11 protein-coding genes are annotated in these 18,878 nt (G+C 45.9%); 5 read left to right on the top strand and 6 right to left on the bottom strand.

Features of this window, described 5'->3' with window-relative positions:
* Nucleotides 1-41: 41 nt before the first annotated feature.
* The 5 genes from CSH92_RS10665 to CSH92_RS10645 all read right to left on the bottom strand — a co-directional run bounded on the left by CSH92_RS10665 (nt 42) and on the right by CSH92_RS10645 (nt 9,029).
* Nucleotides 42-1,502: an SLC5 family protein gene (locus tag CSH92_RS10665; protein WP_100657628.1), complete on the bottom strand. Its 1,461-nt coding sequence runs from the start codon at nt 1,500-1,502 to the stop codon at nt 42-44.
* A complete protein-coding gene (locus CSH92_RS10660; RefSeq protein ID WP_100657627.1) occupies nt 1,499-2,263 on the bottom strand; it encodes a SapC family protein in 765 nt (254 codons plus the stop codon). The genes CSH92_RS10665 and CSH92_RS10660 overlap by 4 nt, the downstream gene beginning before the upstream one ends.
* Nucleotides 2,264-2,291: 28 nt before the next feature.
* The gene (locus tag CSH92_RS10655) at nt 2,292-3,818 is read right to left on the bottom strand and encodes a tryptophan halogenase family protein (protein ID WP_100657626.1); all 1,527 of its coding nucleotides are present in this window, start codon (nt 3,816-3,818) and stop codon (nt 2,292-2,294) included.
* Between the two features lie 74 nt (nt 3,819-3,892).
* Nucleotides 3,893-6,694 carry a TonB-dependent receptor gene (locus CSH92_RS10650; RefSeq protein ID WP_100657625.1) on the bottom strand — a complete coding sequence of 934 codons (2,802 nt, stop codon included), beginning with the start codon at nt 6,692-6,694 and terminating at the stop codon, nt 3,893-3,895.
* A 373-nt stretch (nt 6,695-7,067) separates the two neighbouring features.
* Nucleotides 7,068-9,029 (bottom strand): beta-galactosidase, encoded by a 1,962-nt coding sequence (locus CSH92_RS10645; protein ID WP_100657624.1) that lies wholly within the window; start codon nt 9,027-9,029, stop codon nt 7,068-7,070.
* Nucleotides 9,030-9,204: 175 nt separating this feature from the next.
* Between CSH92_RS10645 and CSH92_RS10640 the strand changes: the two genes are divergently transcribed.
* The 3 genes from CSH92_RS10640 to CSH92_RS10630 all read left to right on the top strand — a co-directional run bounded on the left by CSH92_RS10640 (nt 9,205) and on the right by CSH92_RS10630 (nt 12,218).
* Nucleotides 9,205-11,343, top strand: a complete 2,139-nt coding sequence (locus CSH92_RS10640) for an alpha-galactosidase (protein ID WP_420807508.1) — start codon at nt 9,205-9,207, stop codon at nt 11,341-11,343.
* Nucleotides 11,344-11,550: 207 nt separating this feature from the next.
* On the top strand, nt 11,551-11,760 hold the full coding sequence (locus tag CSH92_RS10635) for a hypothetical protein (RefSeq protein WP_240612789.1): 210 nt from the start codon (nt 11,551-11,553) through the stop codon (nt 11,758-11,760).
* A gap of 2 nt (nt 11,761-11,762) precedes the next feature.
* On the top strand, nt 11,763-12,218 hold the full coding sequence (locus CSH92_RS10630; RefSeq protein WP_100657622.1) for a hypothetical protein: 456 nt from the start codon (nt 11,763-11,765) through the stop codon (nt 12,216-12,218).
* A 47-nt stretch (nt 12,219-12,265) separates the two neighbouring features.
* Here CSH92_RS10630 and CSH92_RS10625 read toward each other — a convergent pair whose 3' ends face one another.
* Nucleotides 12,266-13,426 (bottom strand): iron-containing alcohol dehydrogenase, encoded by a 1,161-nt coding sequence (locus tag CSH92_RS10625; protein ID WP_100657621.1) that lies wholly within the window; start codon nt 13,424-13,426, stop codon nt 12,266-12,268.
* 231 nt (nt 13,427-13,657) lie between these two features.
* Here CSH92_RS10625 and CSH92_RS10620 point away from each other — a divergent pair, with 231 nt between their 5' ends.
* Nucleotides 13,658-13,978 carry a TraR/DksA family transcriptional regulator gene (locus CSH92_RS10620; RefSeq protein WP_100657620.1) on the top strand — a complete coding sequence of 107 codons (321 nt, stop codon included), beginning with the start codon at nt 13,658-13,660 and terminating at the stop codon, nt 13,976-13,978.
* A 347-nt stretch (nt 13,979-14,325) separates the two neighbouring features.
* On the top strand, nt 14,326-18,822 hold the full coding sequence (locus CSH92_RS10615; RefSeq protein WP_100657619.1) for a PAS domain-containing protein: 4,497 nt from the start codon (nt 14,326-14,328) through the stop codon (nt 18,820-18,822).
* The last annotated feature ends 56 nt before the right edge of the window (nt 18,823-18,878 follow it).

Here is an 18,878-nt window from a genome sequence, read left to right as displayed (position 1 = left end):
TTTATATGATAATACTAAATCCACACAGTGAAAATGATTTTTCACAGGTTCACTTCCGCATTATTGGCCCATGAAAGGCTCGCCGACTGTTTAAACACTGCACGGTTCACCAATAATGCGACGCAGACGCAACTAATTAAGGTAATGAACATTAGATGGATGTAATGCAATCCGAAGGGTGCATGGAAGGGCGAGAATTCGAAGGACATTGCACCATAAAGAGCAACACCAAAAATCACTGCTGTAATCCCAGCATTTGCGTGCACGTTTTTAAACAGCAATCCAACGATAAAAATCGATAAGATTGGCATGCTGAGCAATCCATAAAGCTGTTGTAGCAAGTTAATAATGCTATCAGCTTGCGCATAAACGGGCACTAGCAATAATGAAACTAATGTCAGGGCCGCAGTTACCCAACCACTTAGGCGCGGCACATTAGGGGTTTTATTGATGTAGGCCTCATGAATATCACACACGTAGAGTGCGGTCGCAGAGTTTAGGTTACTGTTGTAAGTGGTCAATACTGCGGCCGCCATCGCCGCAGCAAAGATTCCTGACAGCCATGCAGGCAAAACGTCGCCTACGATGCGTCCGTATGCAGCATCACCAATATCACCATATAATTTGTAGGAAATGATGCCTGGCACTACGATAATCGCTGGCACGATAACCAAACGGATGATCGCCGCAGCATACACCCCTTTTTGCGCCTCTTTGAGACTGGGTGCGGCCATAGCTCGTTGGGTTATCACTTGATTGGTACCCCAATAGAACATTTGAATGAATATCATACCGGTTAATAGGGTATGCCAGGGAATGGGCGACTCATCGTCGCCTATCAGGGTCAAACGCTCTTTGGGGATCCCGCTAAAGTCGTAATCAATGGCAGCTAGGGCGAGTAGCACGACCGTAATAGCCATACCCAGCAGCAACACACCAGAATAGGTATCGGATACAGCAACGGCGCGCAAACCGCCAAAAATCGCATACATTGCGCCCACGCAAGCAAATGCAATGGCGACATACATCAAGGGAATATCGACATTAAACATGGTGATCATAAACAGTGAGCCTGAATAGATAACCGCGGGGCAAAAGATTAATGCGCTGCCGAGGAAAAACATGGTACTGATGACAGCACGGATGTTTTTGTCTTGATAACGACGTTCTAAAAGTTCTGTAGTCGTGGTGCACTTATATTTGTAGTACACCGGTAAAAATACTTTCGCGAGTATGATAAGCCCAACAACAGCAGAAAATTCCCACAGCGACAGCAGAGCCATTTGGTTACCATTCATACCCACCAATTGATCGGTACTTAAATTGGTCAGTGTGATCGAGCCAGCAACGAAATACCACGCCAAGCCCCCACCTGCGAGAAAGTATTCTTTATTTTGGTTCGCCGTTCGATGACCTTTGCCACGACAATGCAAGTAAGTTGCAAACGCAATGGCAATGGTTACCCCCAAGAAAACCAAAATTTGGAGCAATTGTTCACTCACAGTTCGTCCTCCTGAGCAGCGCGCATATTGAGTTGCACGATCGAGTCATCAGACTGATTGTTTTGCAGGCGCAACAAACGATTAAATTGAGTAACAGAGCTCAACATTGCATAAATAGGCGCAAAAAATCCCTGTTTGAAGAAATCTGCCGCGACTTCAACGCTCAGACTATTGAGACGCTCCTCATCAATGTTGTAAAAACCCTTGATCCGTTTTGTGCGATCCGAGGCAAACCGCACCAAGACTTCATATTCTTTAAGCAAGTTATGAGTAAGCAATGCCTTAATGAACTGTTGAGTCGCACGTTCCATATGGTAGAAATCGGCTAATTGCTTTTCTACCCCTTGTAGAAACCCTGTCGCTTGCCCACTTTCATCAAATAAGGCCTGCCCATCTTGTTCATTTACTCGCGGATTTTCATCGATAAGATGAGTCGTTACACTATTTTCTTTGTCCGGATCGGGGCCCAAAACAAAAGGGACTCTCTGCATTGCTTTGGGAATATACACGCCTTCCCACTGTTGACCTGCTTGACCACAAAATAGGTTCTGACCTTCCTCAAATGCTGTTAATGCAATTGCATGAAACTGACCGTTTTGGCCGTTCTTAATCAACATGATAGGAAAACTGCTAGCGGCAGAAGAAAACTCATCTGCCGTTAAACTGATAAAATTCTGATTATTTACATCCAAGAAATCTTCACGCGGTTTGACTTTAGTTTTCGCATGGCTTTCTGCGTTTAGCGGCGTAGTTTTTGACATTATTTTTATAATCCTCAGGGCGCTCAGGTTAAATCTGAGCAAACCCTTGTGTTAATACTTGATTGATCAATTCGCGATGACGCGGCAAACGGAGCGGCAACTGCTCACTTTGCTGCTGACGAATGGCAAAAAATTTATTGGCACGTTGCGGCTGAGTTAACCGATGTTGGGTCAAAGCTAAATCAGTTTTAAATCCTGTTCCGTAAAGCACGTAGGCATAACTCGCCGCACTAAAGGCTTCAAAATCCTGCATAAAATCATACTCATTCGGCGTGCGATGTTGCCATAAGGTCAGTAATTCGGTTAAGGATTCAGGAATGGTATTTGGATCTTTGTTGGCCTGCCAAAATGGCTCGGTACGCTTCGACATTACGTAGTGCAGTTTAAGAAAATCAATAATACCTCGCCATTTCGCTGCAAACACCTGATTAAACCGGCGTGCTACCGGCGCCATCTCTGCTGACGTTACTGGCAGTTGGTCGGCAATAAAATTAGCCGCCGTCTCTACCAGCATTAGCGCAGACGCTTCCAGCGGCTCTAAAAAGCCTGAGGAAAGACCCACAGCTACGCAGTTATTTTTCCAAAATTGCGCTCGATGGCCAGCATTAAATTTAATGGTTTTAATTGAGCAGTCGTCAATGTCATCGCCGATGTAATTACGCAACGTCTGCTCGGCTTCTGCATGGCTGGCATATTGACTAGCGTATACATAACCGACCCCACGTCGCTGCTGTAAGCCAATATCCCAAATCCAACCTGCCGATTGAGCGGTGGAAATAGTATGACAAGCAATAGGATGCTCAGGATCTGGATAGGGGACTTGTACTGCGATTGCAGTGTCTGCTAACAAGACATCTTGCTTAGAAATAAATGGAACTTTGAGCGTTTCGCCAAGGAGCAAAGATTTAAAACCGCTGCAGTCGACAAATAATTCGCCTGCGATAGTGCCTTGCTCTGCCGTTACCACCGCCCTGATATTCTCATGCTCGTCTTGTTGCACGGCCGTGACGGTGCCAACCACATGACGAACATTAAGATTACTCACACAATGATTTTTGAGTAGCTCGGCAAACTTTCCCGCGTCTAGATGATAACCGTAGTTAGCGGCAGTGTCGTACTCGCGATGCGCAATACTCTTTGGCGCAATGCCCTGTTTACACAGCTGTGCTTGCACGGTTACTGCATCGCAAAATGGAATATTCGGTTGGAGCTGTTGCCAATAGGCCGCAATATCTATTTTATCTGCGCCTACAGGTTGAGTAAACGGGTGAAAGTATTCATCGTTCTCTTTATCAATCCAATTCACAAAGCGACTGGCTTGCTTAAAAGTTGCTGTGCATTGACGAATAAATTCTGTTTCTGAAATACCGACTTTTTGGAGAGTTGTGCGCATCGAAGGCCAAGTACCTTCACCAACGCCAACTGTCGGAATATCTGAAGATTCAACTAAGGTAATAGTGAGTGCATGGCCATGTTGTTTCGCTAGCAAAGCCGCTGTTAGCCAGCCTGCTGTGCCACCGCCCACAATCACTATATTTCGAGTGACTTCAGCCACGTAACGCTCCCCTTAGTCAACATAAAGGCAACCGTTAAGCAATCCAGCGCTTAACGGTTGCTAGCACACAACGTTTAGAAAGTGCCGCGAACACCAATAGCGTAACGCGAACCTGTTCTAACCTGCTCAGTAAAGTGACTACGGATACGACCGTATTTGTCAGTGTACTCGTCGGTTACGTTGATCCCTTCAAAGTATACAGAGAAGTTCTCATCGATATCATAACTTGCACTGATATCCCATTGACCGTAAGTATCAACAAACTCTGGCTCACCGGTATCACCGTTACTCAATGTTTGCAGGAATGCTTCACGATTGTTGTATGCAACACGTGCCTGGAAGCCATCCTTCTCATAGAATACGATGAAGTTTTGTGAGTCGCCTAAACCTTCTAAAGCAAAGGTTTGTGCGGTAGCAGTGGTATCAATTTCAGCGTCACTGTTCACGATTGTTGCATTGATCTGAACACCAAAGCCATTTTCCATGGTATGCGTCCAGGCCATTTCAAGACCATCAACATTCGCTGTTTCACCGTTACGAGGACGATTGACGTCGAAAACATACACACCACTGGCTAATGAGAAGCTCTCTTCAGCAGTGATATTAGTAATAAAGCCTTCAACTTCTTTACTGAAGATACCAATCGAAACGGCACTGGCATCGCCATAATACCATTCAAACGACGCATCCCAGTTGGCAGATAGGAATGGTTCTAGATTAGGGTTACCACCACTTGCCAATAGGATATCAGGACGCGTTGTACCGATATTTGTTACCGGACGCATGCTCGACATAGTAGGTCGAGTCAAGGTTTCTGAATACGCGAAACGCAAAAGCATGTCTTCTTCAATCTCGAACTTCGCATTCAAGCTAGGCAGTAAATTGCTGTACTCGTTCTCGATTGAAATTGGGCTTAGCACGCGTTGGCCCGACCCATCAACCACATAAACTTGGTCTAGGATAGTGCCGTCAGTTGGATTTTCTTGTACATCGAGTAAAGTATCTTGCAAACCCGATGCAGTGGAAGTCGTTTCGCTATAACGGAAGCCAACATTAACCGTCCACGGAACATCACCTAAGTCGCCTTGGAAGACGAAATCAGCATAAGCTGCAATGATCTCTTCGTCTATTGTAAAGCTTGTACCTAACTCTACCGGTGTATATCCGTTCAACGCAGCAAATGCTGCGATGTTACCTTCGACGGTTTCACCTGCTCCAAACGCATTACGCACAGCCGTTTGTGCGGCAATTGCCTCTGGACTCGCTAGATACGCCAAATAGGCATCAACGTCATAACCAAAGAAGGCTGCTGGAATACCCGCGAACCAATCGTTCGGAGATACCAATGTAGCCAATTCGTCTGGAACATCAGTGCCATAACCGCAATAGAAGCAGTTGGGGAAGCTAGGCGACTGGAAGACTTTCGCTGACTTAGTGCGATCTTGCGTGTATACACCAAACTTCATTCGCGTAAAGGTGTCACTATCCGGTGTGTAAGTGAAATCTGCGCGCATTTCGGTAATTTCGTCTTCGCGCTCATCACCACCACGCTCAACGTAGTGAGCGCGCAATTTGCTCGCATCACTTGAAGAGAATGGTCCAGAGATCCCATCACTACTGAACGACGGCAAATCGCCACCACCAGTAAAGTCATAGGTATAGCCGTTAGGGTAACCCATAACCGTAAATACGCGGCTTTGATCGCCACTGAGGTCTTCTGCTTCAGACGTTGAGATATCAAGGTTCATATTCAACGTTTCGGTGATATCCCAGTCTGCATTGAAACCAAATCCTTGGATCTTCACGTTGCGATCCAAACCTTGTTGCACAAAGTCAGTCGCGCCTGAACCGCCACCATTAGGATCGATAGCAGAGTTGTGATCCCAATACACTACAGTTTGCGTTTCCGGATCAACTTGGAAATCACGGAAGTTGCCAGGCGTAAACCAGTTCGCGTAGTTATTTACCTGAGATTCAACTTCAAATTTTGAATACAAACCATCAAACGATAAGGTCAATTCGTCAGTTGCCATGTATTGCACAACCACAGTACCGCTCGTGCGTGTGCGGTCTTCATAGTTGGAAACAAGATCTAGGTTACGTGGAACGTATACGTTAAACGCTTCCTTACCGGTGCCCGCGTCAGCATCAAAATCGTTGGTTGCTATCCGATCGACGCGATAAAAACCGCGCGTGTCTGCTTGGTTAATCTGCGCCTCACGCTGCTGTACCGAAAGCGAAGCTAAGACGCCCAAGCGGCCATCCATAAAGGTGTTACTGACTAAACCAGAAACTTCCGGCGTATATTCTTCAGAAAGCGTATCATATGTACCTTGAACACTGCCTGCAGCCTTAAATCCATCTAAATCAAAGGGCTTAGCCGTTTTCAAATTAATAACCGAACCGATGCCGCCGCTTTGATTTTCCGCGATGGACGATTTATATATTTCAGCCCCCGAGATGAGTTCAGCAGCAAGCGTGTCAAAACTAAACTCGCGACCCGCTCGTTCAGATGCCATTTGACGACCGTTCACGGTAACCAGGTTGAACTGAGGACCAAAACCCCGCACAGAAATTAACTGGCCTTCACCGCCGTTGCGGTCAATAGATACACCCGTGATGCGCTGCAGTGATTCCGCGACGTTTTGATCAGGGAACTTACCCAGATCTTCAGCGGCAATACCATCAGAAACGACCAATGATTCCTTTTTGTCAGAGAAAGAACGCTTTAAGCTGCTGACCAGCCCGCGCACTTCTATGACTTCAAAATTTGGATCTTCATCTGCAGTTTGAGCAACCGCAGGCAATGTAACCAACGTAGTTGTTGGTATTAATAAGGCCGCCTGTATCGCCGACCTAAGATAACTTCTTTTCATGAGAAGCCCCCGTGTCCTGTTTGTGTGTTCGTTATGCTATTTAAGGTTGCTCTAGTAAACGCGATACAAAATCACGTGCACTGAACCGCAAATTGGCAGAATACGCTTATGCCAAACTGTATGCTAAATAGTATTTATACTAAGTGTCAACATTCCATTTACATTTTTAAACACTATTTAGCGTATTTATTACTTTAAAAAAACGCCATATTATTGACTAAAAAAGACGCAAAACGACATTCAGAAACTCCACCCAAAACACTTAAAACTATGTTTTATCTGTGTTTTTTAATATTGGTCAAATCCGGCGTCGATTCAGGCAAGATTTCACAGCGAAATCGAATCATTATTTTTATTATGCTATTTATCATATTTATTTATATTTAAATACCGCAAGATCATAAGCGTCGATGTCAGCACTTCCAATCACGTATTCAACCGCTCGATTTGGGTTAACGGATTGTGGCCGATCTGCATAGTTAAGCACGACTGCAAAGTCACCTCGTCGGGCGATGCGCATATCCTCAGTAAGCTCGAGCCACTCTAATTGCAATTGTTGGGCATACTGCATAAACAGCGCCTTGAGAAAGCCTATATCCGTCAGTGTCGAGATGTAAGTAGCCTTTTGATTCGCTACCACGGCAGCACTGCCATCTGCATTATTCGCTAGGACGGATACATCCTGCAGCTCAATTAATTCTTCGCGCCAACGATTACTGACAAAGGTTTTACCGTTAAACAGCAAGGGTTCTTCACAGTCAGCTCGCAACGTTTCCACACTAGCCACTTTAACCTTTATTAACTGTTGTATTTTTCCCGGCGCAAGATTTGGCGCAAATGTGAGCTCTTTAGTTTTACCGCCACTGCGCGGCCCAAAAACAATGTGAGCATCAGACGCTTGGCAGCGCTGAATAAAGTCATCTGAGACAATCGGCATACACGGAACAACGATCAACTTGTAGTGGCTTAAATCGCTATCTGGCGAAATAAAATCGACATCAATGCCCAGTTGACGCAATGCCGAGTAGTAATCGAATTCCACCTGCTGATGATTAAAACTATCACCTTGGCGTTCAATTTCTGTGACCCACTGGTTTTCGGTCGTCATTACAACTGCAACTTGTGCTTGAATATTGGCGTTCAAGTCAAAACCAGATTGCGCTAATTCATCACGGAATTGCTCGATTTCATGCCATGCGACGGATTTGGAATTATCCACGCGCTTGATCCCGGCATGCATTTGCTCTTGTGCAAAGGGCGCTTGACGCCAACGGAAGTAACAAACAGTTCCCGCACCGTGAGCAACCGCTTCCCATGACCAAAAGCGCACCATTCCCGGTAACGGACGCGGATTGTGATGCCCCCAATTTACTGGTCCGGGCTGCTGCTCCATGATCCAAAAATGGTTATTGCTGATACCCCGGATATGATCGAAGGAACAAGCGGCAAAGTCGGGGTGGCCGGTACGCATGTAGCGCTTAAATTGAGCTTGATCGGCAGTGGCAAAGAATAAATCTGTGCGGCCCAGTGGATAGTTATCATAGCAGGCGAAATCGAGCTTCTCTGCTAGGGCAAAGTTATCACTTTGGGTGTCGACCATAGGAATAAAGTTGTGAGTAACAAAGTGATTCGGGCAGCACGCACGGATGATATCTACCATGTCGTTATGAAAACGCACCACTTGATCAGAACTGAAACGGCGATAAGCCAGTTGGTGTGATGGGTGAGTTTCGGTTACCGCGAGTATAGGAAGCTCAATTTGTGCAAAACTTTGATACTCCATTGACCAAAATATTGTCCCCCACGCCTGATTTAACGTATCAATGTCACCATACTCACGCTTAAGCCAGTTCTGAAAAGCGCGCTTTGCATTTTCAGAGCCTGAGTGAGCAGTATCATGACAGGCAATTTCATTGTCGGTTTGCCAACCCACCACGCCCGGATAGTTAGCATAACGCTCAGCCATAACACGCGTGATACGCATCGACTCGCGGTAATAATTTTCACTCGAAAAGTCGTAGTGACGGCGCGATCCAAAGCCGCGAACGTGGCCGGTAAATATGTCCACTGGAAGAATGTCAGGATATTCGTCAATCAGCCACTTAGGCGGAGTCGCCGTTGGCGTACACAAAATCACTTTGAGCCCCGCATTGACCAGTGTATCAATCGCTCGATCAAGCCAATCAAAATGATACTCTCCCGCACGCGGTTCCATTTTAGACCAAGCAAACTCAGCTAAACGCACATAGGTAAGACCTAACGCCTTCATCTCTTGCGCATCTTTAGACCACATGTTCTCTGGCCAATGCTCAGGGTAATAACACACACCTAACATAAATTTTTCCTTCTGATGCGGCACCTTGGCAAGTAAAAAAACCTATGACATAGGTGACACATTTAACATATTTATATGACAGATTGGATTTTGCTGTATTATCGGCTATTTATAAAGTGCTAAATGCTTGCTAATTAAGCGTAGTACTAATTTTATTTTCGTGGGGATTATATTTGTGAATTCAGTACCACCATTTATCTATCTGCATTCTGAGCGTATGACTATTATTTTTGATTGTCGTCGCGGTGTTCCTGTGATCACGTACTTTGGGGATCGTTTACATAGCTCAGTGCAAGATCAAATGCTTGCAGTCCTGACCCAACGCCAAGAGGCGAAATGTGCCCCTGTTGAGGAATCTCCAATAAGCCTGACCCCGACCCTGGGTGATGGTTTTACCGGTCATCCTGCGCTGACGCTCAATGATGGTGGTATCGCTTGGTCAGCAGCTTTTAGACTCACTCAGGTTAAACAAACAAAGCATACCGACGTGCAGTTTACTGCCGAAGACGAAACCCGTCAGTTAACGTTAGAGCATCACTTAACTCTGGATCCACACAGTCACGTTTTAAGCGGATATTCGCGGATTACAAACCAGCATACGCGGGTGATCAACCTGCAGGAACTTGCTGCACCAACGATCGCCTTAGCTGATCATATTACTCAAATTCTTGCCTTTGAAGGGCGCTGGTCGAGTGAGTTCCAAACCCGTAGTATCGATTTATTTCTAGGTGCATACAGTCGTGAAAATCGACGCGGCAAGACTTCACATGACAATTTCCCCGGCGTTATCCTGCACGCACCTAAGACCAATGAAGAACACGGGCAATGCTACGGTTTTCATTTGGGTTGGAGTGGTAATCATCGCACGCGCGTCGAATTGTTACCTGACCAGCGGACCTATGTGCAAATGGGTGAATTGCTTGATCCAACCGAAGTCATGCTGGCGCAAGGAGAAAGCTACACTAGCCCAACGCTTTATGTAAGTTACAGCGGTCAAGGCTTTAATCAATTGTCACAGCAATTTCATGAGCACGTGCGAGGCCGCTTGCTTGATGCGAGGCTCATTGAGCAGCCACGCCCCGTCCACTATAACACTTGGGAGGGTATCTACTTTAATCATAGCCTTGAGGCTCTTGTGGAAATGGCAGATCTTGCAGCTAAAGCAGGGGCTGAACGCTTTGTGTTGGATGATGGCTGGTTTAAAGGACGGCGTCATGACAAAGCTGGTTTAGGCGATTGGGTGGTCGACACAAAAGTCTACCCGCATGGCTTACAACCGTTAATAGACCATGTCACCCAAGCGGGCATGGCAATGGGCATTTGGTTTGAGCCGGAGATGATAAACCCAGACAGTGATCTTTACCGGGCACATCCTGATTGGGTACTCAATACTGCAGGGAATCCACAGATCAACTTTCGCCACCAGCTCCTGCTTGATCTCACCCGCCAAGAAGTCTGTGACTACCTATTTGAGCAAATTGACGCTGTGCTAAGTGAGTACCCACTTATTACCTATATCAAATGGGATATGAACAGAGATAACACTCACGCCGGCAGTTTCTGCGGTCGCCCAGCAGTTCATCAGCAAACCCTTGCGGTATACCAGTTGATTGACCGGGTAAAAAAAGCTCATCCACATGTCGAGATAGAAAGCTGTTCATCTGGCGGTGCTCGCATTGATTTTGGCATACTCAAACACACTGATCGTTTTTGGACGTCAGACTCGAACGATGCTTTGGATCGCTTGCACATTCAACGCGGCGCTTCGTTTTTCATCCCTCCGATTGTAATGGGATCGCATGTTGGTCCGCGCGATTGCCATATTACCGGTAGGCATATCCCTATCGAAACACGCATTGCTGTCGCTTTTTTTGGCCACATGGGTATGGAAATGGACCCTCGCGAACTAACCGAAAAGGAAATGCACGCCTTACAGCAAGGGTTTGCATTACACAAAGCACATCGCCATCTTATTCATCAAGGCGACTATTATCGGCTTGAAAGTAATGGTGACAGTGTTGACTTTGGCATCGTTGCGAAAGACAAAAGTGAAGCGTTATTTGCCTACAATAGCGTGATAGAAACCAAGCGCACTCAACCTAGAAAATATCGATTTGTTGGGCTAGACCCTGCCGCTACCTATAAACTCGAGCGTATTTGGCCTGACACATTATTTGAATACAGCCCTTCTATACTCGCTAACCTTAACAGCACGACTTATAACGGTGATGTGTTGATGCAACTGGGTATGCAGTTACCCATAGTTTTTCCGCAAACGAGTTTGATTTTCAAGTTGCAACGAACGTCTAACTAATCAGAACTGTGTCGGAAAGTAGATAAATTCGGTTACAAAAGGTAAGTTCAAATGCCACAGAAAAATAGTTATACATAGAGCACTCATTGCATTAAGGCTGCATAGGCACCACTATTAGTGTGGTGAGTTGGTTTTCGGTTTGTAGAATACTCTGAATGCCAATCAGAGCGGCACAGTGAGGAGCCTGTTATTAATCCATTTTCATCGTTGAACACAAAAATCAAACAGTCGATACGCGATAAGGCGATTGACCGAGCGCGCACGCGCATCGTCTTAATGCAGCGCAAGCCTGAAGACTTTAGCCCCGACGAATTGGAGGTTGTGGTACAGGAAGAAGAGGCCAAGTTATATTCTGCGATTAAAGAAAAAGGGTTGTTGGCGATCCTTGCTGTCCTCGGCTTTAATATTTTCGGCTAAATATGAACAAACTCATCAATATTATTCTCTCTGGTTTACTTTGGCGTCGGTATAAATTTTTATTGATCACATTAATAATTACCGTGCTATCAATTATTCTTGTCGGTCAGATCCATGCTGATTACTTGAGTTATTCTGTCACCACAGAGGATCCCGCAGTGGGTTGGTCATTTGTCTTGAAATGGGCGGCTTGGCTGGTCTTGGTTATCGTCTTTTTAGTCGCCAATCAGTGGTACAATGCGCGTAAAGAAGCGCTAGCTGAGCAACGCAAGCCTAATTCTGCACTGCAGCGCTTGTTAAAAAGAAAATCTCGCACTTCAAGTGCTGCCCATAGCGAAACAGGGAATGAGCAGCAAGACGCGATTCAATCTGAGGATCCCTTTGCGCATCTTAGACACAAAGAAAAGCTCCGCTCTTACGCCGATATTGTGATTGAGAAGAAACCAGAGGACAAGTAAGGCACCACTTTGCGACTGGGTAAATCGCTCGCGCAATATCAAGCAGATTAAGCATATACCTGTCGGTATATCTCGATGATTTCAGCTGACGTTGGGTTACGCGGATTATTGGCCGGAGAACCTGATGCCAGGGCTTGTTCAGCCATAACATCGAGCAAAGCGTCGTATTCCAACTGTGCAATTCCAAATTCTGACATCGTTGGCACTTTTAATGTGGTAACAACCTCCTCTATATAGTTAAGCAATACTTGATGATTAGCTGCAACATCCTGAATCGAGTTAGTAATACCAAGATGGAAGGCGCATTCAGCATATTTTTGGGAACTCCCCGTCAATGAAAATTCAGTAACGCTACGAAGCAACATGGCATTACTCATGCCATGGGGTACATGAAAATGGACACCTAAGGGTCGACTCATACCATGTACAAGCGCAACCGATGCGTTGGAAAACGCCATTCCTGCTAAGCTTGCACCCAGCATCATCGCTTCTTTAGCCGCATGATTTTCAGGCGATAGACAAGCAGAGATAAGATTAGGAGCAATTAGTCGCATAGCGCTGATTGCGAGCTGATCACTCATTGCGTTGGCCTTGCGGCTCACAAACGCCTCAATTGCGTGGGTTAGTGCATCTATACCTGTGTCAGCTGCAACTCTAAACGGAACGGATAACGTCAGTTCATAATCCAATATCGCCGCGGCGGGCATCAAACCGGGCCCCATACACAACATCTTTTCTTGCGATTGGCTATCGCTGATGACCGTCACTTTAGTGCATTCCGACCCTGTTCCTGCTGTCGTTGGTATAGCAATAACCGGCATACTTGTTTGCGTAACCACATTGGGCACCTTGTAATCACGCATCTGCCCACCATGCGAAGCCAACAAGGCTATCGCCTTAGCACTATCAATCGCACTACCGCCACCTAAGGCTATCAGGCCATCACATTGACTTTGTGCGACCATAGCAACCGCCGCCACAATCGATTTATCATCGGGCTCTGGCATAACATCACCGTGCACATATGGTGAGATTCCAAGCGCACCCAATTGATCGATGAGCTTATCTACCTGACCCAAAGTGATCATGATTGGGTCAGCAATAATTGCGGGGTTAGATACGCCAAGCTGTGTCAGTAGCGGCCCTATCTCATTGATCGCTCCGGCGCCCACTTTAAGCTGAGGTGGTATCTGGATATTTGTGATCATTGCTCATTACCTTTTGAAGTTATTCAAACTAGCCGCTAGGAAATTCAACACCTCCATAAGAGAAGCCGCTTCGACTGACCAACCGGTTAAGTGTTGACCCGCGCTAGTAATAGCCGGAATCAAGCATAAACCATACGCAGTTAAAAAATCATTAAACATTGGGGTAAATCAATAAACCCGATTATCGATTCCGGCAGACTAAAGAAAAATTCAAAGTCACAAGGAACACCTATGTCACATTTAGTAGTCGACTACGCTCAACGATTACAAGCGCAACAACAAGAATTAATGCGTCGAATCGCGGCATTACAATCAGAGTTATCGACATGCCGTGCAGCTGATTTTGCCGAACAGGCGACTGAGCGGGAAAATGAAGAAGTTGCAGTCGAACTATTGCACGAAACAACGGTGGAATTAAATCAAGTCAATGCAGCATTGCAACGGCTAAAAAACGAAAACTTTGGGACCTGTGCAAAGTGTGGTGACCCAATTGGCGATGAACGTCTTGAAATACTACCCTACACGCAATTTTGTCGTGACTGCGCCAAGTGAAAACCTTGGCGGAAGATACGCACAGCCTACAACTAATGGTAACTCGACAGAAAAGTCATGTTCACCAAACAATATCTCGTTGGCCAGTTCTTTCTGCAATTGCAACAGAGTAACTCTGGCCACTAGAGCAAAAGAAATTCTACCGCGCTAGCCCAGATCGATTATCTGCATTAATTCTTCAAGCGAATTACTGGCATTCTGCTATGTTTTTATGAGCTATTTTCAAAAACTAATAGTAAAGGTATCGAATTAAGCACCAAAGATGCGGTTCAGCACCGTAACAATGTGTCGATATCCTTTATAGTATTGATTTCATTAAAATTGACTATCATCGGAAGCAAACTGGAATGCCAAATCGAGCACTTGCATTGATATCTAAGACCGCAGCTCTTAGCACCACATTCATTCTCGTCTTCATCGCAAGTCCTGCATGGGCATTTGCCGAACCTCTGCAAACTCTGGGTGCAACAGCTTTTAATGTGGTTATTGGTGTGCTGCTCGCAGCCATTTTGGGACTTATTATCGCGCTGGTAGTATTTAAGAATAAAATTAAAGGCAAAGATGCTGAATTGCTAGCATTTGATGGTCGCATCCAGCATGTACAAGAGCAACTGGATAGATTTACTACCGGTATTTTGCAACTTGATGCTGACGGTAATGTGATTTATGCCAACCGTATGGCGGCCTATTACTTGACGCAAAAGGTCGATCATATGCTTACCAAAGCATTAAGTTCGATTTGCCCCAAAGACTTAAAAGAAACGGTTGAACAAGCCCTTCAACAAACACAAGAAACGCATATTCAGTGTTTACTAGGTAGTCGCGATAAACTGGTTCGAATGCGCATCGCTCCGCAGAAAAAACCCATTGGCGATATCGTTACCTTAGTGGCTATTGAAGATATCCACAGTTATCAAGAGCAGATCGATGAACGCCAGGGCATTAATGAGCATTTACTCGAAGCTCGGTCGCAGGCCAATATCGCGGCTGCTGAGTTAATTTTTGCGGAAGAAACGATTCAGCTTAACGAGCCTACGGCTAAAATGTTGGGTGTGAGTGAAGCTGAATCTATCGGATTGTCTGATTTTACCCGCTTATTAAGTGATGGTAATCGCCCCGAATGGGAACGCGCAATTAAACAGCTCAAAGATGGTTATCCGGCAGAATTAGAAGTCGAGCTGGCCGTCGCCGACAAAGTTTTTCCTGCCAGTGTACATGCGCAGCCTTATACACCAGCAGGGCAAGACGCACCGGTATCTGCTACCTTGGTGCTCACCAGTCACGCCAAATTAGCGAAACTAAAACTCGAATCAGAGCATTATCAAAAACAAGTAAAGACCTTGGTAAGCGCAAGCCCATTGCCAGTGTATTTTATCAATGCTAAGAACCAGATCGTGGATTGTAATCGCCCTTTCTGCGCCATGTTTAAAGTCGAGCTGAACCGACTCAAAGGCAAGCATATAGACGACGTTGAGTTTTTCAGTGATGAGTTTAAAGCGTTACACAAGAGCACCGACGGCCTTGGCGCCAAGCGCAAATCGCTGAGCATCGAAATTGCCGATGAGCAAAAGGCCGAAGTTAATTTACATCTCCTTAGTTATAAAGTTGATGGGGCTCATGCTGGCATGGTTGCATTGATTGAAGACCTAACGCCAGTGAAGCAGCTCGAACAAGAAGCCGCAACGCAAACTAAGGCGTTACAAAACTTCATCGAACAGTCCCCCCTTGGAATTGCCTTGTTCAACGATGAAGATAAGATCACGCAGGTGAACCCTTCGCTTAGCAATATTTTAAATAAAAGCAAAGAAGAGCTTGAATCGAAAACCTTTTACCAGTTGTTTAAGAACCCTGAACACTCTGGTACCGCAGCGCGGTTTTTACATCAGAAAGGAGCTATCGAAAATTTCTTTTCTGAACTGGCTTCCGGCGATGACAATGCGCTTGCGACACGCCTAGATGTATCCAAGCTACCGGGGAAAGAAACGACCTATGTTTGTTGGATTAGTGACTCCAGAGAACAGCATTTTATCAGCAAGAAATTAGACCGACTGATCACCTATAGCGCAATGCCGATTGCTGTACTCGGGAATGATGGGTTTACCCAGTTAAACCCTGCTGCATGTGCCTTTTTTGATGTAAAAAACGCTGATGAACTGCGCGGCAAATCACCGGCAAGTGCAACGTTGAATACCACGGAAGATAAAGCCGCTGAAATGGCGCAACACTTGGAGCAAGTGACCATTGAGAACAAGGTGAATTCGTTTTCTTGGGTGCATGAACACAATGGTGTTCAGCTTCCTTGTGAAGTCACTCTGGTTCCACTATTCGACCAACAACAATATGTGGCAACACTCTGTTTGTGGGTTGATTTGCGAGCCATTGAGCAAGCTAATGCCGCGCGTTTAGAAGCGGTAAACTTGCGCGCTGCTGCTGAGCGCGAGATTGCAGAAAAGCAACAGCTGCTCGAAAGCAGTCAGGACCTGTTAGCCAGTCGTGCACGCTCACTAGAAGACACCCAACAAAAACTACAAGCCGCTGAGACCGACCTTGCAGCCAAATTGGATACCATCCAAGACCTGCAACAGGCACATGAGGACATTACTGGTCACTTGCAATCGTTACAAGACGACTACGCGCGCAATCGTGAACTATTAGCGCAAAGCCAAGAGGCGAATGCTGAGCTTGAGGCGCAATTAGAAGAATCTAGTGACAAGGTTAATCGCTTACAAAAACAACGCAATCAAATTGCCGATGCGCTGCAATACAGTGAGAAAAAACACAAGAAAGCTCAAGAGCAACTAGCGATCAGTGAGCAAAATTCACAACGTTTAAAAGAAGAACAAGCGCAGCAGCAAGCCTCATTAGAGGCCTCACTTGCCCAAATAGAATCATTGAAGAACTCCATCGACAGTAAAGATAAGCAGTTGCACGACGTGGGTGGACAAATACACACCCTGCAATCACAGCTAGTCAGTTCTAGCCAAGCCAGTGAAAAATTGCGTGAACAGTTAATCAATCAGCGCAAAGCCAGTGAGCTGGCAGAGCAAAAACGACGCGAACTTGAGCTCATGTGCCAAGCCGCCCAAGCAGAGTTAAGTAATAAAAGCAGTTACGTTGAGCATCTACAGCACGAAATGAAAATGCTGGAACAAATGTCGCAACAACAAAAAGGCGACATGGAGAAACAAACTCAGCAGCTCGAACAAGAGCTTCAGGCCAAGCAAGCGCAATTAGATACAACCGCACAAGAATTAGCTCAAGCGCGCGAGTTGTCAGAGAAAGAGAAGCAACAAAGCGCGGCACGTGAAGCTGAATTGGCGCAATTACATAAAGAAATGGAAGAGGTTGAAAAGCGCAGTATCGAACAGCAGCAGAAAATTGCAGAAGCAGACGCCAAATGGCAAGCCCAGCAAGCTGAGCTACAAGCTGAACTTAAAGCCAAGCAAGATGAGTTACAACGTACCACCGAACAATTAAGCAGCACTCAGCAGCAAACGGAAGAAGAAAAGGCTCAACAAGCCGCCTTACTTGAGAAACTAAAAGCCGAGTTGCAGGATGTTGAACAACGTGCGGCAGCACAGGATGAGAAGATCGCGCAAAGTGACCAACAGTGGCAGCAAAAGCAACAAGCGTTAGCTGAAGAACTGGCTGCGAAGAAGGCGCAACTTAACTCTACTCAAGCACAACTGGATGAACATCAGCGTCAAGTTGACGCAGAAAAACTGGCACGTAAAGCTCAGCAAGACAAACTTGCACAGTTAAAGCAAGAAATGGCAGACGTCGAGTCGCGCGCAACCAAGCAACGCGAGATGATGGCCGGTAACGATGAGCAGTGGCGCCAACATCATGCTGAAATTGAAAAACAGAAGCAGCAATTACAGCAAGCGCTAGAGCAAGCGGAAGCACAAAACAAGGAGATGCAGTCGACTCTAGCAAGCAAACTGGAAGCTCTTAAGAGTGCGGAATCCACGGTATCTAAAACCCAATCCGACGAGCAAAAGCTGCAGCAGGAATTAAACGCAGCGAAGGAGCAAGCGGACGCACTGCAAGCCCGTTTGGCGCAGCAGGAGGAACAAGAGAAGAAACTCAAACAGCAGGTTGCTGAGCAACAAAGTAGCCTGCAACAGCGCGAAGATAATATCCAAGCATTACAAGCTGAGCAGAAGCGCCTGACTGAAGCATTGCGCTCGGTCAAGGAAGAGTATGCGCAAAGCAAAGCGTCGTTAAATGATCAAAATAGCAGTCAGCAAGAGTTGAATGAGCAGCTCAAGGCTTTGGAGGCTGAACTGCAAGATAGCAAGCAGCAACTTAGTGTGAAGGAAAACGCTCTTCAAGACGCACAAAAGCAAATTGCCAGCAGTGCAGACAAACTAGCCGCGCAAGAACAGGCGCTGATCGATGCACAAAAAGAAGAGTTAAAGCAAGTCAATGAACAGCAGCCGGCTGCTGAGCAGAGGCCTGTGCCTGAGTTTGCCAAACTCCCGATGCCTGCTGAACCTTCCGTATGGTTTGACTTATTGCCCTATCTACAGCACCACCAAGGCGTCACTTCATTGGCGAATACGTTGCAGGATCTGATGGATAATCTAGAAGCTCGGGTCGCAGAGTTGGACAATGCGGTTGAAGAAAACAACCTTCGTGATATCCAGCTGTCCACCCGTAAGTTAATCACTCTACTGGAAAGCATGCATTCTGCGCCATTAAGCGATATGGCTAATCGCCTACAGATGTTTTGCGAAAATCGCTTAATTGACAACATTGCTATCTTTTGGCCGACGGCTAAACAAAACATTTACTCTGCGCTGCGCGTGATCTATTCGCATTTATACGCAGAGTTAAATTAAGTAAAGGGCCCATCTTCTTTCAAGGCCTGCTGTTTTTGCACCAAGGGCATTAAACC

Source organism: Neoalteromonas flava, from assembly GCF_002807685.1.
Taxonomy (GTDB): Bacteria; Pseudomonadota; Gammaproteobacteria; order Enterobacterales; family Alteromonadaceae; genus Alteromonas_E; species Alteromonas_E flava.
The sequence above is the reverse complement of the archived record's forward strand: the minus strand, read 5'-3'. Positions and strand labels throughout refer to the sequence as shown.

What these genes read in the sequence shown, in the direction of transcription:
- CSH92_RS10625 (WP_100657621.1), bottom strand. Translation starts at nt 13,426, where the DNA reads ATGATCACAAATATCCAGATACCACCTCAGCTTAAAGTGGGCGCCGGA.
- CSH92_RS10650 (WP_100657625.1), bottom strand. Translation starts at nt 6,694, where the DNA reads ATGAAAAGAAGTTATCTTAGGTCGGCGATACAGGCGGCCTTATTAATA.
- CSH92_RS10620 (WP_100657620.1), top strand. Translation starts at nt 13,658, where the DNA reads ATGTCACATTTAGTAGTCGACTACGCTCAACGATTACAAGCGCAACAA.
- CSH92_RS10645 (WP_100657624.1), bottom strand. Translation starts at nt 9,029, where the DNA reads ATGTTAGGTGTGTGTTATTACCCTGAGCATTGGCCAGAGAACATGTGG.
- CSH92_RS10660 (WP_100657627.1), bottom strand. Translation starts at nt 2,263, where the DNA reads ATGTCAAAAACTACGCCGCTAAACGCAGAAAGCCATGCGAAAACTAAA.
- CSH92_RS10615 (WP_100657619.1), top strand. Translation starts at nt 14,326, where the DNA reads ATGCCAAATCGAGCACTTGCATTGATATCTAAGACCGCAGCTCTTAGC.
- CSH92_RS10630 (WP_100657622.1), top strand. Translation starts at nt 11,763, where the DNA reads ATGAACAAACTCATCAATATTATTCTCTCTGGTTTACTTTGGCGTCGG.